Origin of the sequence: Nostoc sp. FACHB-892 (assembly GCF_014698795.1) — a bacterium.
Taxonomy (GTDB): domain Bacteria; phylum Cyanobacteriota; class Cyanobacteriia; order Cyanobacteriales; family Nostocaceae; genus Nostoc.
Genome location: NZ_JACJTR010000014.1, coordinates 65,245 through 88,087 on the forward strand (window position 1 = coordinate 65,245; position 22,843 = coordinate 88,087).

The 22,843-nt window shown below is 40.3% G+C and carries 20 protein-coding genes; 13 read left to right on the forward strand and 7 right to left on the reverse strand.

Annotated elements, in window-relative coordinates; genetic code table 11:
* Positions 1 to 205 precede the first annotated feature (205 nt).
* The 3 genes from H6G96_RS19325 to H6G96_RS19335 form a co-directional block, all read right to left on the reverse strand.
* On the reverse strand, positions 206 to 931 hold the full coding sequence (locus H6G96_RS19325) for a response regulator transcription factor (protein ID WP_190912950.1): 726 nt from the start codon (positions 929 to 931) through the stop codon (positions 206 to 208).
* A 60-nt stretch (positions 932 to 991) separates the two neighbouring features.
* Entirely contained in the window at positions 992 to 2,878 is a 1,887-nt protein-coding gene (locus H6G96_RS19330) for a transglycosylase domain-containing protein (protein WP_347242254.1), read from the reverse strand.
* Between the two features lie 532 nt (positions 2,879 to 3,410).
* Positions 3,411 to 4,046, reverse strand: a complete 636-nt coding sequence (locus tag H6G96_RS19335) for a TetR/AcrR family transcriptional regulator (protein ID WP_190912952.1) — start codon at positions 4,044 to 4,046, stop codon at positions 3,411 to 3,413.
* Between the two features lie 122 nt (positions 4,047 to 4,168).
* Between H6G96_RS19335 and H6G96_RS19340 the strand changes: the two genes are divergently transcribed.
* From H6G96_RS19340 to H6G96_RS19375, 8 genes are all read left to right on the forward strand, one after another.
* The gene (locus H6G96_RS19340) at positions 4,169 to 5,536 is read left to right on the forward strand and encodes an efflux RND transporter periplasmic adaptor subunit (protein WP_190912953.1); all 1,368 of its coding nucleotides are present in this window, start codon (positions 4,169 to 4,171) and stop codon (positions 5,534 to 5,536) included.
* 152 nt (positions 5,537 to 5,688) lie between these two features.
* On the forward strand, positions 5,689 to 7,635 hold the full coding sequence (locus H6G96_RS19345) for an ATP-binding cassette domain-containing protein (protein ID WP_190913038.1): 1,947 nt from the start codon (positions 5,689 to 5,691) through the stop codon (positions 7,633 to 7,635).
* 119 nt (positions 7,636 to 7,754) lie between these two features.
* Positions 7,755 to 8,861, forward strand: a complete 1,107-nt coding sequence (locus H6G96_RS19350) for an ABC transporter permease (protein ID WP_190912954.1) — start codon at positions 7,755 to 7,757, stop codon at positions 8,859 to 8,861.
* Positions 8,862 to 8,868: 7 nt separating this feature from the next.
* A complete protein-coding gene (locus H6G96_RS19355; RefSeq protein WP_190912955.1) occupies positions 8,869 to 9,990 on the forward strand; it encodes an ABC transporter permease in 1,122 nt (373 codons plus the stop codon).
* Between the two features lie 88 nt (positions 9,991 to 10,078).
* On the forward strand, positions 10,079 to 11,479 hold the full coding sequence (locus tag H6G96_RS19360) for an ATP-binding protein (RefSeq protein WP_190912956.1): 1,401 nt from the start codon (positions 10,079 to 10,081) through the stop codon (positions 11,477 to 11,479).
* A 115-nt stretch (positions 11,480 to 11,594) separates the two neighbouring features.
* On the forward strand, positions 11,595 to 11,810 hold the full coding sequence (locus H6G96_RS19365; RefSeq protein WP_242063330.1) for a hypothetical protein: 216 nt from the start codon (positions 11,595 to 11,597) through the stop codon (positions 11,808 to 11,810).
* Between the two features lie 25 nt (positions 11,811 to 11,835).
* A complete protein-coding gene (locus H6G96_RS19370) occupies positions 11,836 to 12,060 on the forward strand; it encodes a hypothetical protein (protein WP_190912957.1) in 225 nt (74 codons plus the stop codon).
* A 23-nt stretch (positions 12,061 to 12,083) separates the two neighbouring features.
* On the forward strand, positions 12,084 to 13,052 hold the full coding sequence (locus tag H6G96_RS19375) for a PleD family two-component system response regulator (protein ID WP_190912958.1): 969 nt from the start codon (positions 12,084 to 12,086) through the stop codon (positions 13,050 to 13,052).
* Positions 13,053 to 13,308: 256 nt separating this feature from the next.
* On the opposite strand, the gene H6G96_RS19380 is transcribed toward H6G96_RS19375, so the two are convergent.
* Positions 13,309 to 14,505 carry an acyl-CoA dehydrogenase family protein gene (locus tag H6G96_RS19380; protein WP_190912959.1) on the reverse strand — a complete coding sequence of 399 codons (1,197 nt, stop codon included), beginning with the start codon at positions 14,503 to 14,505 and terminating at the stop codon, positions 13,309 to 13,311.
* A gap of 299 nt (positions 14,506 to 14,804) precedes the next feature.
* Positions 14,805 to 15,755 carry an L-lactate dehydrogenase gene (locus tag H6G96_RS19385; RefSeq protein WP_190912960.1) on the reverse strand — a complete coding sequence of 317 codons (951 nt, stop codon included), beginning with the start codon at positions 15,753 to 15,755 and terminating at the stop codon, positions 14,805 to 14,807.
* 912 nt (positions 15,756 to 16,667) lie between these two features.
* Between H6G96_RS19385 and H6G96_RS19390 the strand changes: the two genes are divergently transcribed.
* Positions 16,668 to 16,895 carry a hypothetical protein gene (locus H6G96_RS19390; protein WP_190912961.1) on the forward strand — a complete coding sequence of 76 codons (228 nt, stop codon included), beginning with the start codon at positions 16,668 to 16,670 and terminating at the stop codon, positions 16,893 to 16,895.
* A gap of 33 nt (positions 16,896 to 16,928) precedes the next feature.
* Here the strand turns inward: H6G96_RS19390 and H6G96_RS19395 are convergent, their stop codons facing one another.
* Positions 16,929 to 17,087 carry a hypothetical protein gene (locus H6G96_RS19395; RefSeq protein WP_190912962.1) on the reverse strand — a complete coding sequence of 53 codons (159 nt, stop codon included), beginning with the start codon at positions 17,085 to 17,087 and terminating at the stop codon, positions 16,929 to 16,931.
* Between H6G96_RS19395 and H6G96_RS19400 the strand changes: the two genes are divergently transcribed.
* Together H6G96_RS19400 and H6G96_RS19405 are read left to right on the forward strand one after the other, a co-directional pair.
* Complete coding sequence (locus tag H6G96_RS19400; RefSeq protein ID WP_190912963.1) at positions 17,086 to 18,366, forward strand: acetyltransferase; 1,281 nt, start codon at positions 17,086 to 17,088, stop codon at positions 18,364 to 18,366. The genes H6G96_RS19395 and H6G96_RS19400 overlap by 2 nt on opposite strands.
* A 128-nt stretch (positions 18,367 to 18,494) precedes the next feature.
* Positions 18,495 to 19,118, forward strand: a complete 624-nt coding sequence (locus H6G96_RS19405) for a hypothetical protein (RefSeq protein ID WP_190912964.1) — start codon at positions 18,495 to 18,497, stop codon at positions 19,116 to 19,118.
* Positions 19,119 to 19,844: 726 nt separating this feature from the next.
* Here H6G96_RS19405 and H6G96_RS19410 read toward each other — a convergent pair.
* Positions 19,845 to 20,981, reverse strand: coding sequence for a cob(I)yrinic acid a,c-diamide adenosyltransferase (locus H6G96_RS19410; RefSeq protein ID WP_190912965.1), 1,137 nt, complete (start codon positions 20,979 to 20,981; stop codon positions 19,845 to 19,847).
* A 224-nt stretch (positions 20,982 to 21,205) separates the two neighbouring features.
* Between H6G96_RS19410 and fraC the strand changes: the two genes are divergently transcribed.
* Positions 21,206 to 21,745, forward strand: a complete 540-nt coding sequence (gene fraC / locus H6G96_RS19415; RefSeq protein WP_190912966.1) for a filament integrity protein FraC — start codon at positions 21,206 to 21,208, stop codon at positions 21,743 to 21,745.
* Positions 21,746 to 21,801: 56 nt separating this feature from the next.
* Complete coding sequence (fraD, locus tag H6G96_RS19420; protein ID WP_190912967.1) at positions 21,802 to 22,809, forward strand: septal junction protein FraD; 1,008 nt, start codon at positions 21,802 to 21,804, stop codon at positions 22,807 to 22,809.
* The last annotated feature ends 34 nt before the right edge of the window (positions 22,810 to 22,843 follow it).

Sequence of the window (22,843 nt, forward strand, 5' to 3'; positions counted from 1 at the left end):
TCAATGCGTAAGTCCTAAAAATATGGTAATTAAGTATTTTTTAGTTTAGTTAGATAAAAATTAAAATTCCCCAAACCAATAATTAAATTGATTTGGAGAACTTTTAGTGTTCTAGTGTCAAAGAAGAGGTTAACTTCAGTAATTGTAATTTAACAGTCAGTTGTAAAGATAAAGGGTAAATATCAGGTAGAAATCGGGTATTTTCCTAAAGCTGCTTTAAGCGATAGCCCAATCCATGAACTGTTTCAATAAAATCATCGGCAGCACCAGCGTTTTTAAGTTTATACCGTAAACTCTTAATGTGAGACTTAACAGTTTCTTCGCTCGGAGGGTCATCAAGTGACCAGATGCGCTCAATAATTCCGGCTCGACTTAGCACTCGCCGACCGCTAGAAACCATTAATTCTAAAAGAGCAAATTCTTTAGGTGTTAGGTGTAAAGGCTGGTCAGCGTATGTAACTTCATAAGTGCTGGAATTTAAACGCAGACTACCCCAACCAAGGTCTGGGAATGATGCTGCGGAACTATTGCGGCGCAACAGTGCGCGAACACGAGCCATTAACTCTGGCATTTCAAAAGGTTTGACCATATAATCATCTGCCCCAGCATCCAACCCGGTAATTTTGTCCCCAAGGGTATCGCGTGCTGTTAACATGAGGACAGGTATTGTGCTATTGCGCGATGGGCTACGTGGTGATGTAGGCGATGGGCTACGCCCCACCATAGGCGATCGCAAGCGTTGACAAAAACTCACACCATCCAACTTGGGTAAGGTAATATCTAACACCACCAAATCATATTCCAACACTTTGATGCAATCCCATGCTTCCTCTCCATCTTGGGCCACATCCACCACATATTGACGGTCAGTGAGGGCTTCCATCAGCATCTCTGCTAGCTGGACATCATCTTCAACTACCAAAATCCGCATTGTTAGAATATTTGTGAATTAAAAAACTAGGATAAATCCTAATATCTAACCTTAATACTTTCACTTTGATTTAGGACGAGGAAACTTAGAAGGTGGCTTAAAGTTTTCTACTGGCACACCCTTAAGTGCCTTCTGCATAAAATCACGCCAAATAGGAGCCACCATACCTCCGCCTGTCGCGCGGTTAGATAATTGCCGGTTGTCGTCCCTCCCTACCCAGATGGCGGTCGTTAACTGCGGTACAGTACCAATAAACCAAATATCTTTCTCAGAAGAGGTTGTACCCGTCTTTCCTGCAACTGGACGGCCGATAGCTGCGCCTTTACCAGTTCCTTGTTGAACCACTGTTTGCATCACGTCTAAAGTTGCTGCTGCTGCCCAAGGGTTAAGAACTAGTCGAGGTTTAGGAGTATTATCTATTAACACATTGCCACTACCGTCAGTGACACGGGCAATAATCGTTGAAGGCGATCGCCAGCCGTAATTAGCAAAAGTTGCATAAGCACTAGCCATTTCTAGCGGTGTCACACCAATTGCACCTAGTGGCAAAGAACTCACAGGTAACATTGGACTCATAATTCCCAAAGTACGGCAAATTTCAATAACTTTATTCATACCTACAGCTTTGCCAAGTTTGACTGCGGGGATATTACGCGATTGTGCCAAGGCAGCCCTAACCGATATTGCTCCCATAAAGGTATTATCGTAGTTCCGTGGAGAATACCAACCGTTACCATCACGGTAACGAACTGGATTATCTAGGGTCGTTGTACGTGGTGTAAATTTACCAGTAGCAAAGGCAGTATAGTAAATAAACGGTTTAAAAGAAGATCCTGGCTGACGGTGGGCTTGAGTTGCTCGGTTAAATTCGCTAGTTTTTGAATCTACACCACCCACTAATGCTTTGATAAAATGTGTGCGCGGATCAATTGCCACCAAAGCTATTTGATTATTATTCAATCCTTTACCTTTAAGGGTTTTATGCCACTTCTTTATAGTTCTTTCTGCCATCATTTGAAAGCTAGTATCAACTGTGGTTTGTACATGCATTCCACCTTTAAGCAACGTTTCACGCCCAAACTTTTTAATCAGTTCCTGTGAGACGGCATTGGTAACGTAAGGCAAAGCGCTACCTTGAAATGACCTAATTTCACCAAGTTTAATCTTTTGTTTGAGGGCATCATCATACTCTTGCTGGCTAATCCAATTTAGTTCCAACATTCGCCCCAATACTTCTTTTTGTTTTTGTTTTGCCAGCTTCATGCTGACAAATGGGCTAAACTCTTCTGGAGCTTGAATTAAACCTGCCATCATCGCTGATTCGCCCAAAGTCAAATTTTGTGCTGATTTTTTAAAATAAGTGCGTGCTGCTGTCTGAACACCATAGTTATTATGACCCCAGTAAACTTGATTGAGGTACATTTCTAATATTTTATCTTTACTAAGAACTTGCTCTAAGCGAATTGCTAATACTGCTTCTGCTATTTTTCGGGTAAAAACACGTTTTTGAGATAAGAAAATATTTCTCACTAACTGCATGGTGATTGTAGAACCACCCTCTCGCACTTCCCCAGATGCAAAATTGACTAATGCAGCACGTCCAACACCACTAGGATTAATACCATGATGCTCGTAGAAACGGCTATCTTCGCTAGCTAATACCGCTCGTTTCAAATTGGGGGAAATTTGATTTAAAGGCACTACTTGGCGGTTAGCTTCCCCATGTATGCGCGCTAAAAGCTTACCTTTAATATCATAAATATAAGTTGTTTCTGAGGGTAAAAAGTTTTGCAGTTGTCTAACATCTGGCAGATCGCGGAAACTAATGGCTAAACCAACTAATCCTCCAGCTAACACAGAACTTGATAGCATAGTAATTGATAGGAGTGTGCCACCAGTTACTTGACCGACCTTTTTGAAAAAGTTAGAACTAGGTAAGGTCGAAATTTTTGATTGTTTTTTTCAAAAGTTTTAAACGAAGACACGGCAATTGAACTTCCTCACTTATAAATATAACTAAAATTTATTTAGTTTTTGTAATCTTTTAATATCCTGTACAAATCTCATGGTTGATTTAAAAAAAGATATAAATATGTATAAAAAACTGACTTCTCTAGTTATTTTTTTCTTATATAAGTATACCCGTAAGGGCACGGCACTGCCGTGCCCCTACACCTTGCACTCGCTATAAGAAAGCATTTTTGATACTTTTTTAGTTTTTTATTCAAGGAAAAATTACTAAAACTGGAAATAATATTCTAAAGTTTTATTTTGCATTTTTCCTAACTATACACTTTAAAAGTCTAAAATGTGGGTATAATTCGGGTAAATTTCGGGTAGTAATAGCAAGAATAATGATTAAATTCTAGCTTTTGAATATAATTTGTAGGAATTAGAGATGAGATAATAGGATAATCACAATAGTACATGACTAATGGTTAGCTGGCGATGTCGAAGTTTTCGGCTGTAGTACTGTTGTTTATCCAACCGTATTTTGTGACTGGCTCATGACCATGTTTATTAAGCTGTCTAGCAAGCGATCGCGTGATAAAGATGTAAGTTCTTTGCCATGTAAAATTTCCTCTACAATCACGTAAGATACTAGCGAACCTAAAAAAATATGAGCCATTGCCTCTGGATCGCTGATTGCTAATTCTGGATGAGATGCAAAATAGTGACTTAGTATTTGCCGACCTCGTTGCACAACGGTTTGGTTATAAAGCTTTGCTAGTTCGGGAAAGTTTTGTGACTCGGTGATTATCAAACGCAACAATGCCAAATAATCGGGATTATCAGCAACCTTGGTTAAATAAAATTCGGCAATTTGACGCAACAAAATTGCTGGTTCTCCATGCAATTTTTCTATACTAAAAATGCTTTGAAAACAAGCAACCGTTAACCGTTCTATCAACGCTTTAAACAGTCCTTCTTTATCTTGAAAGTGACTGTATATGGTTTGCTTCGATACTCCAGCTGCCGCGCTAACACGATCCATACTTGTTCTAGCGTAACCCTCCTTCAAAAATACCTGTATAGCTCCTTGCAAGATTTGCTCCTGCTTTGGAGCGATCGCAGGTAAAGGATTTTCTAGTTGGAAAGCAGGGTTGATAGGCATGAATGGTAAATTTTTTTGTGTATATCTTGCTATATCATACTAGACAGTCTAGTATGATGACAAGGAATTCAAAATTTTCAATTCTCTTATACAAAATATTTTTCACAATCCAGGCTGCTACTATGACTCAGACTATCCCGACATCCCCGGAAAATCTTAAAGATGCCCCAGTATCGAAGCAGCAACGCCGCAAAAAACCCATTTTTTTGCTGATCGGGCTACTGGTGGTAGGTGGCATTGGCTATGCTGTGTGGCGCTCTCAACCGCAAGTATCAGCAAATATACTGCAAGTTAGCGGGCGGATTGAGGGTTATGAAACCGAGATTGGAATCAAACGCTCTGGAAGAATTGAGTCAATTGCCGTGCGGGAAGGGGCAGCAGTTAAAAAGGGGCAAGAGTTAATTAAGTTAGACGACACAAACGATCAATTGCTGCAAGATCAACTGCGTGGCACACAAGCGAGAGTGACATCTGCTAAGTATGATGAACAGCAGGCAATTGCCGATGTCGAGCAAGTAACCAGAGAAATTCAAGAAATTAACAGCCAAATTAACGAAGCCAAACTTAATTTGCGGCAATCTCAAGGAGATACCCAAGGAAGAATTGAGCAGGCACAAGCAAATGTCGCAGCAGCAAGAGCCACATTAGTGCAAGCACAAGCGCAAGTTAAACAGGCAGCAGCAGAAGTTAATTTAGCAAAAATCAACCGCGATCGCTATGCCCAATTGGTAAGAGAAGGAGCAATCAATCAACAACAATTCGATCAAGCACAAACTACCCTAGATACTGCGATCGCAACCCTAGAAGCACGACAGGCAGCAGTTAATGCCGAACGGCAACAATTAAAGGCTACATCAGGGGCGTTAACTCAAGTTAAAACTACAGGTTTCAATCCTGACATTCGCAATGCCCAGTTAACAGCATTAGTCAGAAAGCAGCAGCAAAGTTATGCTCAACTTAAGTCTGCACAGGCGAAAGTCAACTCTGCCCGTGCCAAAGTTAAAGATGCCGAAGCATCAAATCAGCAAATTCTCACGCAGATTGCAGACTCCAAAAAAGATTTAAATGTAGTCAGTCCTTTAGATGGGGTAGTGACAGCCCGGAGTGTTGAACCAGGCGCAATAGTTAGCAGTCAGACTAATCTTTTGACAATTGTTGACCCCAAAACAGTGTATTTTAGAGGTTTTATTCCCGAAGGTGATATTGGCAAAGTGCGTCTTGGACAAACAACGAAAATCTTCATTGATTCTGCGCCGGACAAACCATTAGAAGGTAAAGTAATTGCCATCGATCCGCAAGCTTCATTTACACCAGAAAATATTTACTTTCAAAAAGATAGAGTCAGACAAGTAGTAGGAATTCGGATCAAAGTTCAAAACCCTGATAGCTGCTTTAACCCCGAAAATCCTTACACTGAATCAGATTTACCCTGCGCCAAAATGGGGATGCCAGCAGATGCCGAAATTAGTTTGAAGCCAGAAAGCAGATAACAGAGCAACATTTCATTAATTCCTCGCAAATTCTCCGCGTACCTCTGCGTTTCCCAGCCTGCGGCAAGCCGCAAAAGCGTCTACCGCGCTCCTCTGCGTTTAAATTTCCACCTTCAATTCTCCACCACTTTCTCAAGCTAAGAGGCTAAATGATGCAACAGCAAAAAACAGTTGTTACTCCAAACTCACCGCAATCATCTAGCACCACAGCAATTAAAGTTCATAGCTTACACAAACACTATGGAAACTTAGCTGCTGTACGGGGAATTGATTTCAGCGTCCATAAAGGTGAAATGTTTGGATTAATCGGCCCTGATGGTGCGGGGAAAACTAGCACTTTTCACATTTTGGGCGGTGTGATGGAAGCAACGGCGGGAGAGGTGCAAATATTTAATCAACCTGCACGAGATGCGCGATTAATTACAGGTTATCTAACACAACAGTTTTCGCTGTATTTGGATTTGAGTATTGATGAAAACTTACGTTATGCAGCAGGTTTGCGGCAAGTAGCAGATGATTTGTTGCAGAAACGCCGCAATAAATATTTAAAATTAATGTATTTAGAGCGATTTGGCGATCGCTTAGTGGGACAACTTTCTGGTGGGATGAAACAAAAGCTGGCGCTGTGTTGTGCTTTGGTTTCTCAACCAGAAATATTGTTACTAGATGAACCTACCACGGGTGTTGATCCAGTTTCCCGGCGGGAATTTTGGGATGTGCTAGGAGAATTATCAGCCGAGGGGATGACAATTGTAGTTGCGACACCATACTTAGACGAAGCTGAACGCTGTCACCGCGTGGCTTTGATGTACAGTGGGCAAATTCATGAAATTGGCACACCCAAAGAATTACGAGGTAACTTAGGCTTGCATCGCTTGGAATTGCGAGCAGCAAATCTACAAGCTACAGAAGAGATATTATCTCAGACTGACCAGACAAATATAGTAGATGTACAAACTTTTGGCGATCGCTTGGATGTCCTTGTTGAAGATATAAATTCCGGCGAAATCCAAGTCCGCGAACTGCTGCAACAACATCAGTTACCTTCTCCCAGTATCGAGCATGGCGAACCCACATTAGAAAACGTCTTTGTCACCCGCCTGCGACAACAGGGTTCTGCGCCGCAATTTTTTCCATTTCCTCGTTTTCGCAAAAGAGGACAAGGAGACACAAAGGGAATCGCCATATATGCTCACAACCTTAACCGTGTTTTTGGCAAGTTCCAAGCCGTTAAAGATGTCAACGTCGAAGTGCGCTACGGGGAAATCTTTGGATTGTTGGGTGCTAACGGTGCTGGAAAAACCACCACAATTAAGATGCTGTGTGGATTACTAGCAGCAAGTGGCGGTGAAATTTCCTTGGGTGGTGAAACCGGAAATCTGCGGAGTGCAGACTTACGGCGACGTATTGGTTACATGAGTCAAAAATTCACCCTTTACGACGATTTAACTATTCTGCAAAATCTCGAATTTTATAGCGGAGTCTACGGCGTACCTCGCAAACTCCGACGGGAAAAAATTGATTGGGTAATTGCTACCTGTGGTTTAGAAGGACAAGCAAATATGATTACTGGACAGCTACCGGGTGGTTGGAAGCAACGAGTCGCTTTCGGTGCTTGTGTGATGCACGAACCAGATATTTTATTTTTAGACGAACCCACATCGGGGGTAGATCCCTTGGCGCGTCGCCAGTTTTGGAAGCTGATTAATGACTTTGCCCGTAACGGTACAGCCATTTTAGTAACAACACACTATCTAGAAGAAGCTGAACAGTGCAACCGCATGAGTTTTATGGTTGCAGGAGAAACCGTCGCCGAAGGTTCACCAAGTTCTATCAAAGCCTCGCAACCGGGACAACTAATAGAAATTACTGTCAATCAAAACCAAGTAGCTTCCAAGATACTCAAACAACACTTCGAGCCTTGGCGCATCTCGATTTTTGCTGATAGTTTACACGTTGTTCTCGATCATCCTGAACAGGAAAGAGATCAACTAACTCAACTTTTAGAGGCTAATCAAATTACCATCAATTCTTTACGCCCCATTCCTTTCTCTTTAGAAGATGCCTTTATTGGTATAGTACAGCGATCGCAAAAATAGAAAAGGAGTATGCAGCAAATTATCCTCCAAAAACCTCCGCGTTCCTCTGCGCTAACCTCCGCGTTCCTCTGCGTTTAAAAACATTCTGATTTTAGCCAAAGCCGTACTTATTAATATATATGAAACGAATTATTGCTCAATGTGTAAAAGAAATAGCCCAATTTCGCCGCGATCGCCTGACGTTAGCACTAGCATTTTTATTGCCATTCATTACTTTAATAATTTTTGGTTTTGCCATTAGGTTAGAGAGTAAAGATATTCCCTTGATTGTGCAAGATTTTAACCGCACAAACTTAAGTAGCAGCTATATTGAAAGACTATATGCCACCAATCAATTTGTGCCTAAACAATGGTCTGGTGGCAATCCCACACGCGATGCTATAGATAAAGGAATTGCTAAAGCCGCAGTGATTATTCCGCCAGAATTTAGCCGTGATATTCAAGCAGGTAGAAGTACAAATGTGCAAGTGTTAATCGATGCCACTGATGTTAACAATGCCCGTGTAATTAAAAATAGTATTCAAAGAGTGACAAACTTTTTCATGCAAGAGCATGAACTGATACCTGCGACTAGTAGTATTACAGCAAGAACGCGTCTATGGTTTAACCCTGGCAGATTAGAATCGCTGTATATTGTGCCAGGAACTTACGGAGTTGTACTATGGATTTTTCCTTCATTGCTCTCAGCGATCGCAATGGTACGCGAAAAAGAAAAAGGAACAATTTTACAAGTCTACGCTTCTAGTATTAGTGCTACTGAACTATTACTTGGTAAAGGATTAGCATACCTATTAATTGCCATTGTGGAAACATTAGTAGTTATGGTATTAGGCTCAATTATTTTCCAAGTTGGCATAGTTGGCAATCCCATAACGTTACTAATTGGCACTTTACTATTTCTGACAGATAGCGTTTTTTTCGGATTGCTTTTAGGAGTCCGCAGTAGTAATCAAAATGCTGCTGTACAAGGTGTTTCTCTTGTAGGATTTATCACATCATTATTACTCTCAGGTTTTATTTATCCTCTCAACAATATTCCTTTTCCCTTATCACTACTACCTAACATAATACCGACGCGTTATTACATCAATATCACTCGTGATGCCTTCGTGCGTGGTACAGGATTTGCCGGAGTTTGGTTTGATTTACTCATGCTTGCAGCTTTGGGATTAGTATTTTTCAACGTATCACGCCGAGTTTTAAGCCGAATGCAATTATCTACTTAAGTAATTTATGAAACTTATTCAGCGATTATTTGATAGCCCATTTTGGTCATTAATGCGGAAAGAAATTAATCAAATTCTCCGCAACAAGCAATTAATTGTTCTGTTAGTTATCCCGCCAACAGTTCAATTATTACTCTATGGATTTATCCTTAATCCCGACGTTCATAACTTGCGATTAGGTGTCATTGACTATGCCAACGTCAGTGCTAGTCGGGAGTTAGTTTCAGCCATGACATCAAATCGAATTTTCACTTTAGAATCTGTACCAAGCAGTGAAAAAGCATTGAGTCGTCAGGTAGAAGAAGGAAAGCTAGATGTTGGGGTAATAATTCCTCCCGATTTTTCGCGTCAACTGGCACAAAGATCAGCAGAAATTCAAGTATTTATTGATGCTGTAAATGCTAATACAGCCGGGATTGCCGGAAATTATATGAATCAAATTATCCAGCAATATAATCTACAATTAACCCAAGGTAAAGTAAATCCCCCAGTTTCACCTGAAGTTGTATTTCTTTACAACCCTGGACTGACGAGTAGTTGGTTTTTTGTACCAGGAGTTATGGGTTTAGTTTTAACATTAATTGGGACATTAGTATCAGCAATTACTGTTGTCCGGGAAAAAGATACGGGCACTTTAGAACAATTACTAATGACTCCGGCTGCTAACTGGCAAATATTACTATCGAAAATTGTCCCTTTAGCATTTTTATTAATGGGAGATGTTTTATTAGCTACCACTTTAGCAACAGTAATATTTCATGTACCATTTCGAGGTAATTTTCTGCTATTTTTCGCCCTCTCAAGTATGTATGTATTTGTCGGGATTAGCCTGGGTATTATGTTGGCGACTGTAAATAGTTCCCAACAACAGGTAGTTTTGACATCTTTCTTTATTAATTTACCAATGGTACAAACTTCTGGAGCGATCGCACCTATTGAAGCCATGCCACCTTTGTTTCAAGCCCTATCTTTACTCAATCCCCTCCGTCATTACATTGCGATCGTTCGAGGTATTTTGCTCAAAGGTGTTGGCTTAGATGTACTGTGGATGAATGTTTTGGCTCTAGTTGCCTTTGCTGTTGTGTTATTAACTATTAGTATTAGTAAGTTTCGCAGTCAGTTAAGCTAGCAAGCAACATTCTAACTTGGAAAAATCTTTACTTTGATGTAAGGCGTTGGATAAAATATGAACTCTAAACCATTAATTGATTTTTTCTATGAAATGGTCGCTGGAAAGAAAATGGATTGCCTCTGGCTTTGGCTTATCCTTATTATTAATGGGTATAGTTAGTTTGATTTCTTACCAAAACGCTACTCAGCTAATTGCAAGTAGCAATCAGGTGAAGGATACACATGAGGTAATGAAAAACATTATCGACATCTTTGCTACACTAACTGATGCAGAAGCAGGACGCAGAGGTTATATCCTATATGGAGAGCAATTAGAACTCAAACGTTACTATCAGGCAATGCAAAGCCTAGATGCCAAAGTCCAAAAGTTGCAGCGACAAATTGCTGATGACTCTTATCAACAGCAGCGATTAACAAAACTAAAATTACTCTTTACTCAAAGAGTTGAATTATCTAAACAGTCAATTAACCTCAAAGAAGCAGGTAAATCAAGCTTTGCTATTCAAGCACCTCTAGTTAACCAAAGCAACCAAAACCGTGGTCAAATCCGTGAACTACTTACCCAAATGCAAGCTAGGGAGGAACATTTACTGGAAATCTCGGTGAGACATTCTCAAGATAATATCCGCAACCGGATGTTGATTGAATTCCTCGGTACTTTCTTGAGCTTTGCCATTTTATTAGGCGTTTATACTTTGCTTTATCAACAATTAGTTAAACGTCAACAAGCAGAAACTCTTCAAAAAACTTTAGCTCAAGAAAAAGAACTTAGTGAATTGAAGTTACGTTTTTTTTCAATGGTATCCCATGAATTTCGTACACCATTGAGTATTATATTAGGTTCGGCTCAACTATTGGCTCAAAGTAATCAACAGTGGACAGAAGAGAAGAAGCTTAAAAATCTATATCGCATTCAATCTTCAGCTAGGTCAATGAACCAGTTACTGACCGATATTTTAACTTTGACTAGAGCAGAAGCTGGGAAATTAGAATTTCATCCAGAACTCATGGATTTGGAAGCATTTTGCATTAATTTGATAGAAGACCTCCAATTTTCTAATCAACAACAGCATACTATTAAATTTATCAGTCAAGGTAACTGTACTCATGCCAAATTAGATGAAAATATACTGTATTCAATTTTAAGTAATTTACTCTCAAATGCAATTAAATATTCACTTCCAGAGGAAACAATTTTCTTAATTCTTAGTTGTGAACCACACGCAATATTTTTCCAAGTTAAAGATAATGGTATAGGAATTCCTTCAGAATTTCAAGAGCATTTATTTGAGCCTTTTCATCGTGCTAACAATGTAGGTAAGATTGTTGGCAGTGGACTAGGACTAGCTGTGGTGAAAAAGTGCTTAGAAATACATCATGGAGAAATTTATGTTGATAGCGAGGTAGGAGGCGGAACAAGTTTCACGATAAAATTTCCCCAACAGAGAACAGTAACAATCAAGAGTAAATTAAGCAGTCATCATTAAACCAAGATTGTTTGGTTATAAGGTTTTCATCCTTGTTCTGGGGAGCAGCCTTCATCAGAGGCTGGATACCTGGGATTAAATTAAATACAATTTATGCCAGTTAGGCACATATCTCATGCTGGCAGGTTTTGGAACGCCGTTAATGGCAGGTTATATCCTGTGGTTGTTCCATGATTACTTCATGCGATCGCGACAAGCAGATTTGGATAACTGGACGAGTGCGTTAAGTGAAAGTGTTGCAGATGCACTAGAAGAAAAAAATATTAAACAGGTAAAAGTGCTAGTGCAACGGTATGGCGCACCACAAACTTATAACCTTACGTGTTTTTAAATTTGCTTATACTGGTTATACTGGAATGTCTCTGGAGCCGATAGAATGCCTTGAGAGCTATGCTGATATTGATGAAGAGTCGGTGCAGTCGATGATTAATCCGGATGCGATGAAAGTTTTGCAAGCGATCGCTTTGGCGCAGCTTTGCAAGGTATTAAAAGCCCAGGGACGCAGCAGTAAATTAGAAAACAGCTTAGAATTACTCTCACAACTATATCAAGAATATGAACAAGTTAAAACCGTCTTATAAAAAGAACTTGTGAAGGAAGTACTATGAAAGCCAATGCTCAAGAAAGCCAATCTTTAGTTCTAATTGTTGATGATGAACCTTTTATCCGCATGATATTGCGGCATTTCTTAGAACAAGAAGGCTATCGAATAGCGGAAGCTGAAAATGGTATAGAAGCAATAAAAGTTTTTAAGCAATTAGATCCTCATATAGTACTCCTTGATGCCCTAATGCCAGATATGGATGGGTTTGAGTGTTGCACTCAGTTGGAGCTTCTTAATCGTAGTAAGCACACTCCAATTTTAATGATTACAGGACTTGATGATCAAGAGTCAGTTGACCGTGCATTTGAAGTGGGGGCAATGGACTATATTACCAAACCAGTCCACTGGCCAGTTTTGCGACAACGGGTAAAACGCTTGATTCAGCAATCTCAGTTACAGCAAAAACTAGAAGCCGTTAATTTGGAATTGCAGCGATTAGCTACTATCGATGGATTAACTCAAGTAGCTAACCGCCGATGTTTTGAAGAGTATTTTAACCAAGAGTGGCAGCGCATGAAACGGGAGCAATCCCCCCTTTCCCTGATTCTCTGCGATGTTGATTTCTTCAAATTATATAACGATACCTATGGTCATCGGGTAGGCGATCGCTGTCTTCAAAAAATTGCTAAAGCCATCAAAGATATTATTAAGCGTCCTGGAGATTTAGTTGCCCGTTATGGTGGGGAAGAATTTGCTGTGATTTTACCAAACACAGACACCGAGGGGGCGACTCATGTTGCCGACAATATTTGCCATGCTGTCCGCACACTAGCAATTCCTCATATAAATTCTGGAGTTAGCCCTTATGTAACCTTGAGTGCCGGGTTTACGACACAAATTCCTCAGTCAGATTCTGACATGGAAGAGATGATTTCCGCCGCCGATCGGGCATTGTATCAAGCAAAGGCAGCAGGACGCGATCGCTTTGTGCAAAATATTTTATTACCAAAAAGTAAAAATTCCCGTTAGTGCGCCAGCAATATTTATTAATTTCAATAAATTTCACGCCTTTTTTCTCATGTTTTGAGCCGTCTAAGCAAATCGAACATTTGCGATCGCAACTTATCTTGAGAAATTTCAATATTCGGATTGTCCAGAATTTGTAAATAAAATACAGGAGTAATAACCATTGTGAAAGACTTTTCTTAAACCCAAGGGGCAACTTAGTATGAAATATTGTCCTGGCACATTTGCTATTGGAAATAGCTAGCTACCCTTCAATCTCTTACAAAAAGTTCACTATCCCCAGACGCAAGATTTCTCGCGTAAAGTCACAGGAATACCCGATAGTTGCATCAGCAAGAAACTTGCCAGCCAAACACTCTTTTGTTACCCCATAACCCCCAAGAATTTCAATTGCTGTTTGTGCGTTTTTGATTGCAACATCCACTGCAAAGGTCTTGGCGGCTGGTGCTTTGATTGTGGCGGCAAGTTGGGGAGAAGTTTCAGCTGTAACTGCTGCATCCCATACCATCAGTCGTGCAGCTTGAGTGTTAATCATCATGTCCGCTAATTTTAAAGCCACTGCCTGATGTTCGATAATCGGACGACCCCAACTGACTCTTCGCTTGGCATAATTCAAAGCATACTCATAAGCAGCACGAGCCAAACCAACATAAGAAGCTGCCAGCCCTATAGCTACTTCTGGAAGTAACATCAGTAGTTTTCCTGCTTCTCCTTCTTGTCCAATCAGATTTTCCGCAGGGATTGGCACGTTATCCAGGCAAATCTCAGCATGATGAGAAGCTTTCCAACCAATCATCTGTGTCTTTTTGCCAAACTTAATCCCTGGTGTCTCTGTTGGAACGTAGAAGATAGACAAACTTTCGTGCAATGGTTTATCCATCGCTGTACGGGCAATGATGAAGTAGCTATCCGCAATCCCAGCATTTGTAACTAACGAAGATTTTGTTCCATTGAGAATGTATCCATTGCCCTCGCGTGTTGCAAAGGTTTTCATCCCAATATTAGGATCTGGGAGCGGGCAGAATATATCCGAGGCGGCGACATTCGGTTCACTCTCTGCGGCACTGAATAGATGGGGTTTTCCAGATTTGACAAAAGATAGTATTCGTTTTTGCTGTTCTTGGGTTGCAGCTCTGCTGACAAAAAGCGACATAGCGGCGGTGAGATTAAAGTAGCTACAAGCAATGCTGACATCAACAGCGCCTATTTCTTCTAACACTACAGCCAAGTCTATGCACTTTCCACTTAAACCTCCTAGCTCTTTTGGAACCATCAAGGATGTAAATCCTAATTCAGCTCCCTTATAGAAAACGTGTTTGCAGAAATCCCAAGGTTCCATCTCTGGATTGTTAGACTCTTCAATTATCTGAACAATAGGCCCAATCTCGTTTTGAGCAAAGTCACGCGCAAGAGACTGCAACATCTCCTGTTCTTGAGTGAGGCTGAAGTCAATCATTTTTTTCTCTTTATTTCTACAGTGCAAATATACAACTTTCTTTGATGTACTGTAGCCTTATAATTAGTATCAAAATATTGGTTTTGTAACCAGATTTTCCTATTTAAAGTTTGTGTACAAGTAGAAAAGTCTTTGTATATAATAGCTTTAGGATATGCACGTCTCTTTCAACAAGTAAGCACAAAAGAAAAATAAGTCAAAAATATCTATAAAAAAATCAATTACTATAGCCTATTAGAAGATATTTACTAAATTAGATAAGCTTATCCCGCATTTAAAACAGGCTATATGAGTTGATTTTAATTATCCAAAGAATTATAGGCAAGATTCAGTTGGGTGGCTGACTCTTCTAATAAGCGTTGTTCGTGAGCATTTCTTGGTAACACCAGTTGGCGCTCAATACCTGTTGAGCTAATGATACATGGAAGTCCAAAAACAACTTCAGTTCCTACTCCATAGCTAGAATCTGCTCTCACTGATACTGGAAATATTTGTTTTTCATCTCGTAGGATACTATCAACTAACTGACAAACTGCTATTGATATGCCATAGCTAGTATTTCCTTTGCGTTCAGAAATGTTATAGCCTCGCTTACGGGTTAACTCTGCGTACTCTTGATGAATTTGTTCCAGCGTTTCTCCTTGTGGTATGGGAAATTCAGCTAATGCAATCCCCCCAATAAATGCACTAGACCAAACGACAAATTCACTGTCTCCATGCTCTCCAATCACATAAACATGAACATCTTGTTTGGCAACATTCAGTCGCTTACCAAGTTGATATCTCAGTCTAGCAGTATCAAGAACGGTTCCCGAACCGAAAATTAGGTTTTCTGCTCTCGTGGAACTGGCGATCGCAATCCGCGTTAGTACATCAACTGGATTACTAACAATAAGCACAATTGAATTCGGTGCAACTCGATCCAATTCTTTCATCGTCGAACGTATGATCTCTGCATTGTCACTCAACGTATCTAATCGGCTCTGTCCAGCTTTCGGCTGTACCCCAATAGTTACGACAATTACATCAGAATCAGCTAAATCCTCATACTTATTTGATGGTATAATCTCCATCTCTTCAAGTAGCGGAATGCTATCTTCAATATCCCATGCTTTTCCCTCAGCTTTTGATAAGGTTCGGTCAAAAAGCACGACTCTTACACATTTACGGAGTAGCACTAAAGCATTTGCTACGTCTCCACCTACATTCCCTGCACCAATGACCCCAACCTTGGATGTTTTGCTACTCATGTCGTATCTACCTTTTTTGTAACTGTTTTTCGCTTTGGGTTAAGGATATAACTGATATTGTCCAAAATCACGCAATTCGGCAATTGAATTGTGCAATCATTCCATCCAACAGTGCCATAAATTAATCCCCTTAGCGATCGCAACTCCCAAAAACCCGCCTCACAAAAATGTCAAAGCTTGATTATGAGGCAGTTGGCAGCAGAAAAGGCAATAGACTTATTCATCAAGAAGCTAGAAAAATTTCCCGGCTTATCCCTGTTATGTCACTCTCGGAAAACAATAATTGAAGTATTAATAAAAGCTGTTACCTCTCAAACTGACTGAAGGTCAAGTGCAAAGATGTAGCAATCGCTGTTCTCAAGACAGCATAGGCATCGTTAGGGGGAAGGTAAGTATTGAATTGCAGATGTTACATGAGTTAAAAAAATCTATTCTCTATTTTCTGCCTTCAAATAGTAGTTTTTAAATCAAATAAGATTAGAGTTATTGATGTCTATTATCTTCTGCAAACTGCTACCTACCATATAGGTTAACTTTTCATCCCCCCAAAGATAGAGTTAAAATCATTTTCGGTGTATATCGGTGTATACTGATTATCTTTATACTAGTAATCTAATTTTATTTCTTAAGATAGATGATTTTTTTATTAGACTATTGTTTTTTTACACATATTGTTCATTATAAATTTAATACTATTTTTATTATTTCCATAAATTTTTTCAATATCTAAAACTCTAGTGTTAAACAGCAAATAAGATTACAATAGATTGTTAGTTGCTAGATGTAGCAATTTGTACTTGATTAAATTTGAAAGTTATTAGGTTAGATAAAGCGAAAAGTTTAAGTATGTCCTGTACCTTTTCGCTTTACCTTACCCAATAAACTTAGTGAACTATTAGGTATCAAGAAATAATGTTGAAACGTCGCACAATACTAGTTGGTTTAGCTGCGTTTGGCTTAACGTTAGCTGTTAGTACACAAGTTCATGGACAATCTACTAGCGGGCCAGAAGCTTGGGAAAGTGTCTACAATGAGGCGGTTGCTGGGGCAACAACGAGAGTTACAGTTCCACTTTTGAACACCTTATTATCATCTATCTTGCCAGTAATCTTCAAATTGGCAGGCTATTGGGGTGGTTAACCCGCATTTTTTATACTCAAACAGAGAAAGAGCCTAAATAAAGACGGGGGCAATGTAATTTTTGAGTAATTCCTGCGGTTGCGATCGCGTTTCACGCACTGTAGGCGAGTGCCTGAGTATATCTTTTACTTGAAGAGCGCATATTATCCCATAGCTAAATATTCCATAACCCGTGAGGACTTTTCTTTCCATGTTCAAACCTCGCACAATTTTTAGTGCTTTAACTGCAATTATCCTAGCGTTTGCCATCAGCACACAGATATATATACAACCCGCAGTAGCTGCTGGAGGAACGTGTAATCCAACTGTGGGAAACCTACCTATATGCCCAAGTACCGCACCTTCAGAGTCAGCTAGTTTTGTTGACCCAACAGCAACAATCACCAATCCCACAAATATTACATTGGGCGAAAAAGTCTACGTCGCTCCATTTGCCCAGTTAGATGCTACTGATGCTCCTATTAGTATTGCAGCAGATTCTAATGTCCAAGACCAAGTGAAAATCACAGCTTCAGGAACGGGAGTGGAGATTGGCGAGCGTGTCATTATGGCACACATGGCCATTGTCAAAGGTGCAGCCAAAATCGGTACTCAAGGCTCAACAGGGCCTTTTACCGACCCGATTAGTAATGTTCAGTTCAACAACGATATTCCAGAGACATTTCTCGCTTTCAACTGTGAAATAGACGGTGCAACTGTAGAAAGAAACACGGTAATTAACTTTCTCTCACGGGTTGGCCCTGGTGTTACCTTGCCTTCCGGGAAAGTAGTCCTGCCAGGTAAAAACGTCACAAATAACTTTGAAGCTACTAGCGGCAGTTTGGGGAAAGTGGCAAACCTGACCCAAGCCGACGTTGCATTAATGGAAGGCATTATTGAAGTCAATGAAGCATTTGCCAAAGGTTACACAGAATTAGCTAGGGCAGACTTGACAAACGTACAAGGGATAAATTTCGCTCCCGTCACCTTCTTTAATTCTGGAGGTCTGCCGCAGATAGATGGAAGTCCAACTCGTGATCCGAACTATCGTAACCGCATTATCGGTAATCTTACTTTCCAAGATTCTTTAGCAACCCTTAACAACAAATTAGCTAATAGAATTTCGCTACGTGCTGATGAGGGTGAACCTTTTAATGTTGGGTCAATTGCTGGGATGGCAAACGATGTTGTCTTTCACGCATTAGAAACCACTAGTTTGACTCTTGGTAATGGAGTTGGTTATGGGCCTCGCGCTCTAGTTCATGGCGGTAGGCAGGTTGTCAATGGTGTTGCTGATGGCCCTGAAACTAGCATAGGTGATGCCGTAGGGCTAGGGCCGAACTCTGTTATATTCCGCGCCAGCATTGGCAATAGATCAGCAATTGGGCAAAGAAGCGCAGTCTTCAATTCTACATTAGCTCCCAGAACAGAGATCCGTTCTCGAACAATCTATGCCGACAACGGCAGCATCATTCTCCCTGTGGAGTGGTAAGGGGAGACAGCTTTCACTTCTATACCAGCCGTGTTTTTAGCTGCTCATTGTGTAGCATGGATCTCTTTTATTACGGCTGGTATCTTTTTTCTTGGCTTGTGCCTAAGCAATTAACTTTTGCATAATTTATGAATCTGAAAATCTTGTCGTTAGTGCAATTACAATGCCTACGATTGATGCTGCTGTTAACTTTCATATTCGGGCTGATACTAATTGTTGATGATGGTTCATCTATAGCTGCACAGAAAGTTGGGCAACCAGGATTTATAAAACCTGTAACTGTTGATATCACCTACAATCAGCCTCAAGTGGTACAACCTTCAGTCACCGGACTTGTGTCTACATTGTCGGATGAAGTCGAGGAATTACCAGCCCAGTTAATTCGCTGGTCGACTTACTGGCAACTTTGCTGGGAAGCATATCCTGAAGCTGAAGCATACGAACTGCAAACGGTGCTTATGGAAGGCAAGTCTCCCAAGTTGAAACGACAAAGCGATCGCTGCTTTCGTATACAAGCTGCATCTAATGAAAACCAAAAATCACAAGGATTACTCAACCGTGATTTAATCTTGTTAATGCATAAAATTCAGCTTGGTTATCGAGTGCGAGCTGTCTTAGATAACAACCGCGTCAGTGAATGGTCTCAAGTAATGGCAGTTGGTGCAACTACTACCTCTGAATTGAATGGTACTAATAACACCTGTAATAGCGATTGTGGCAGCAAAGATAGCACCGGCAGTGAGTTTTTCTAATGTTTGTGGTGCAATCCCAGCGCGAGGATACTTTATTAAAGGTGCTTGTCCCTCATAAAGGATTGATTGATATACGTGTAAGAAAATTTTCTCTGATGAGAATAGCTTGTGCCATTCGGGAGCGCAATGGATCAATGAGATTTGCAACACTCTAGCTATCCTATCCATTCGGTTGAATAGTGGAATTTTAGCTTTTAAACTCATCATGAAAAACGGGAAGATTGATAAGAGTCCCCTGAATTAGTTTGTCACACATACTGGTGTTGCTAGTGCAACATGAATGCCTAACTCAATATACAAATCTGAGACAGTAATAGTTATGTTTCCCGTTGAACAATTGTTTTGTCCTTGTTGTACTCCAGCCATATTGCATTTGCTGACTCAATCCGAGCTGACTCAGCATATACTCCAATTAAGAACGGGGTCACTTGCTGCGGCTATCAGAAGGAATCAAAAACAGCAGCAGCCTCTATCCGTAGCAGGGCAAACGCATCTAAATATTGACGAGTCTACTAGCTAAAAGTAGAATGCATCAGAGTATAAGCCCCGTAGGACTTTCAGAAAATTTACCCCGCAATCCCTCTCGACACTGACCTTATCAGGTTCAGTGTGAGCCTCCTTGCAAAGATAGGTGAACCCGCAACATAGCCTCCGCCCCAAAAACTCTGGGCAATGCGCTGCCTTGCCTTTATATGAAACTCAATTCGTACTCTTAATCAGCAACGCCTAAAAATCTACCCCTCGTTTGAGTTCTACACCTTGATTAGCATAGTGTTTATGGCAGTAAACCTCTGAGTGGACGCTAGCCAAGTCGAAGTATGCGGGTGGATTTTGGCAGCGACCAGTAATAATAATTTCGGTGTCGCGGGGTTTGCGGAGCAAAGCTTGAACAATAGGTTCAACAGGGAGTAATTCTAAGTCAACGGTGGGATTTAGTTCATCAAGAATAATAGTTTTATACAACCCAGAGGCGATCGCAACTTTCGCAATTTCCCAACCCCGTTCGGCTTCTACATAATCTAATTCTTGTCGGGAATTTCGCCAGACGATCGCATCTCCACCGCAACGTTGATGATCCACCACTTCTGGATATGACTGCTGCAAGGCGGCGATCGCTGCATCTTCTGTGTAGCCGCTACCACCTTTTAGCCATTGCATAATCAATACACGGGTAGATCCTGGATGATTGATTCCTCTACCAATTGCCTGTAAAGCTTTGCCCAAAGCACTAGTAGACTTACCTTTACCAGCACCAGTATAAATTTCAATTCCTTCCAGAAAGAGGGCTTTGGCTGTTGGGTGGTGATGAGGTTTCATTTCTGAGTGCAAATCTGCAATATCTAGCAACTTTTGCGGTGCGGCGCGTCCGGTGGCGATGATTTCCAATTCTTGGGGTTTGGATTTTAATGTTTTTACTACTTCATCTACTGGTAGCAAACCCAAATCTAGAACCGGATTAATTTCATCCAAGACGACTACTGAATATAAACCACTGGCGATCGCACCTTTGGCTACATCCCAACCCCGCATCGCTTCATCTCGGTCAAAGGTGGTAATTTCTTCTGGACCAAAAAATTCGGCTCTCCCAGTGCGAACCTGATCAATTAAATGAGGAAACCCACGCTGCAAAGCTGCGATCGCCCCATCTTCGTCATAATCACGTTCCGGCCCCTTTAAAAACCGCAGCAATAAAACGCGGTTAGAATTGCTAGGTGTATTTATCCCCAAGCCAATAGAGCGCAAAACCACTCCTAAAGCCGCTTGAGACTTACCTTTACCCATGCCATCATAGACGTGAATTTGACCAATGAGCCGTTCCTGACGCACTTGCGCCGTGCGAATACCAATACCGTTCCTTGTCATCTCTCGAAATGCTATAACGTGGCAGTCTTTAATCTTACCTAACGTCTTGTAATCTTAGGTAAAGAAACTACCTCTCTAGCGCGACCGTATGATGTATTAATAATATCAATCAGGAATCTTGGCACACCAGCATAGTAAAGGATAAGAACAATGTAATAATTTCCTCCATCACCCTCACTATCCCAGTTATACTCTCTACAGTTAACCCTTACCCTTGACCATTTATGCCTGAAAGTTGGATGCTTCCCAGGATTTTTCCTATTGGTGGAATTCTGTTTCACTTTTTATTTGTACTGATTGCCATACCTATCGAAGCGTATGTTTTAAACAATAGACTAAGATTTGACAAAAAAACTAGCATTTTTTATGCCATTTCTATCAATCTGTTTTCTAGCGTAATTGGTTGGTTGATATTTTTTGTATCAGAACCAATGTTGCCAATACAGATGAAATCAGAATTAATTAACTATATGTTATTTAATAATTTTAAATCAGCGAATACACAAACTATAGTCATTTTAACTGCTTGTATAATTTTCTTTGCTACTTTTTTGATGAAATTTTTAATTTTAAGGGTATTACTACTATCATTGAGTGAAAAGTTTGCTAAAAAACAAGAAGAACCTCAAACATCTCAACGACGGCGATGGCGTAATTTTAGCAGTGCTAAATTACAAAATACAAATTTAGTGATTACTACATTAATAGCAAATTCTTTGAGTTATAGTGCTATAACTATTATTTTATTTTTTCGCTCAAAATAGCAAAGACTGATTTCATTTAAAGGAAGACTATTAATTAATCAGGTGGAAAGAGAAATATGAATGTGCTACTTAAAGATGTATTTGGTGCTTTTAAATTTGTTCAAGGGCTTTATGCAGGAATTAGAAGGGTCTTAATTCCACCCAAAGCTTATTCTTGGCAAACATTTGTTTATTTGAGTGTTTTTTCTTGGATAGTCTCATATTTTGCTATAGGTTATATCAAAGATATAATTGCTTTTTTCGGTTGGTTATTTTTAATTGCAGGCACAGCTTGGTATACAACCGAAGATCCTTTGAGGGTTCCTGGTACTTTTATGCCAGTCGGAGCAGTGATCACTGGATTCTTAGTGAGCGTTTTTGCATTTAGCAATCAACAGGACGTAATTACACCAAGAACAATCGTTTTTTGGCCAACAATCTCAGCATTAATTACGGCAATACCAGAGTTTATTGAAGGGAATGATACCGATGCAAAAGCTCGAATTCCTAAACCAGAAGATCGGCAAAGAATCATAGTTTTAGTTGCTAGTAGTATGCTGCTAAGTTGCTGGATTCAGTTTTATTTTGTAATGGATAATTGGTTACGGCAATATCCCAGCTTGCAGGCAGATACTTTTAAAGGTAGTACCATTGTTGTAAGAACAGAAGAACAAGTAAAAATCCCACGAAACGGCGCTGTAATTCTAGAGAGACTTCAACCAATAGTAGTAAGTCAAATATCCCAAAGACCTTGGTCGGAAGTAGAGAAATGGCTGCTTCCTGAGGAATATCGTGTAGAAACTCTGGGTAGAGAAGTAATTCAAAAGAACCTGGGCCAATATGAAGAGAAGGAACTATGGCGTGTTGAACCGCGTATAGATAATACTAAGTCTGGATATATATTAAATTTATTAAGTATTTGGACAGGCCCAAGTTCTAACCCACGGGGTTATTACTTGCAAAAATCTTGTCGCATTGAACCAGTTGCAGCAACTAGCAATTCGGGCAATAACATTACAGTTGCAGAAATTGAATGCGATCGCGCTAGTAAATTAATCCCTGGAGCGCCGCCTCCAAGGAGGTGAGGGAGCAGGGAGAGCAGGGGGAGAAGAGCTAATG

Excerpts from the sequence above, each read along its gene's own strand:
- H6G96_RS19325 (WP_190912950.1), bottom strand. The coding sequence starts at position 931 with ATGCGGATTTTGGTAGTTGAAGATGATGTCCAGCTAGCAGAGATGCTG.
- H6G96_RS19335 (WP_190912952.1), bottom strand. The coding sequence starts at position 4,046 with ATGCCTATCAACCCTGCTTTCCAACTAGAAAATCCTTTACCTGCGATC.
- H6G96_RS19340 (WP_190912953.1), top strand. The coding sequence starts at position 4,169 with ATGACTCAGACTATCCCGACATCCCCGGAAAATCTTAAAGATGCCCCA.
- H6G96_RS19345 (WP_190913038.1), top strand. The coding sequence starts at position 5,689 with ATGCAACAGCAAAAAACAGTTGTTACTCCAAACTCACCGCAATCATCT.
- H6G96_RS19350 (WP_190912954.1), top strand. The coding sequence starts at position 7,755 with ATGAAACGAATTATTGCTCAATGTGTAAAAGAAATAGCCCAATTTCGC.
- H6G96_RS19355 (WP_190912955.1), top strand. The coding sequence starts at position 8,869 with ATGAAACTTATTCAGCGATTATTTGATAGCCCATTTTGGTCATTAATG.
- H6G96_RS19360 (WP_190912956.1), top strand. The coding sequence starts at position 10,079 with ATGAAATGGTCGCTGGAAAGAAAATGGATTGCCTCTGGCTTTGGCTTA.
- H6G96_RS19365 (WP_242063330.1), top strand. The coding sequence starts at position 11,595 with ATGCTGGCAGGTTTTGGAACGCCGTTAATGGCAGGTTATATCCTGTGG.
- H6G96_RS19370 (WP_190912957.1), top strand. The coding sequence starts at position 11,836 with ATGTCTCTGGAGCCGATAGAATGCCTTGAGAGCTATGCTGATATTGAT.
- H6G96_RS19375 (WP_190912958.1), top strand. The coding sequence starts at position 12,084 with ATGAAAGCCAATGCTCAAGAAAGCCAATCTTTAGTTCTAATTGTTGAT.
- H6G96_RS19380 (WP_190912959.1), bottom strand. The coding sequence starts at position 14,505 with ATGATTGACTTCAGCCTCACTCAAGAACAGGAGATGTTGCAGTCTCTT.
- H6G96_RS19385 (WP_190912960.1), bottom strand. The coding sequence starts at position 15,755 with ATGAGTAGCAAAACATCCAAGGTTGGGGTCATTGGTGCAGGGAATGTA.
- H6G96_RS19390 (WP_190912961.1), top strand. The coding sequence starts at position 16,668 with ATGTTGAAACGTCGCACAATACTAGTTGGTTTAGCTGCGTTTGGCTTA.
- H6G96_RS19400 (WP_190912963.1), top strand. The coding sequence starts at position 17,086 with ATGTTCAAACCTCGCACAATTTTTAGTGCTTTAACTGCAATTATCCTA.
- H6G96_RS19395 (WP_190912962.1), bottom strand. The coding sequence starts at position 17,087 with ATGGAAAGAAAAGTCCTCACGGGTTATGGAATATTTAGCTATGGGATA.
- H6G96_RS19405 (WP_190912964.1), top strand. The coding sequence starts at position 18,495 with ATGAATCTGAAAATCTTGTCGTTAGTGCAATTACAATGCCTACGATTG.
- H6G96_RS19410 (WP_190912965.1), bottom strand. The coding sequence starts at position 20,981 with ATGACAAGGAACGGTATTGGTATTCGCACGGCGCAAGTGCGTCAGGAA.
- fraC (WP_190912966.1), top strand. The coding sequence starts at position 21,206 with ATGCCTGAAAGTTGGATGCTTCCCAGGATTTTTCCTATTGGTGGAATT.
- fraD (WP_190912967.1), top strand. The coding sequence starts at position 21,802 with ATGAATGTGCTACTTAAAGATGTATTTGGTGCTTTTAAATTTGTTCAA.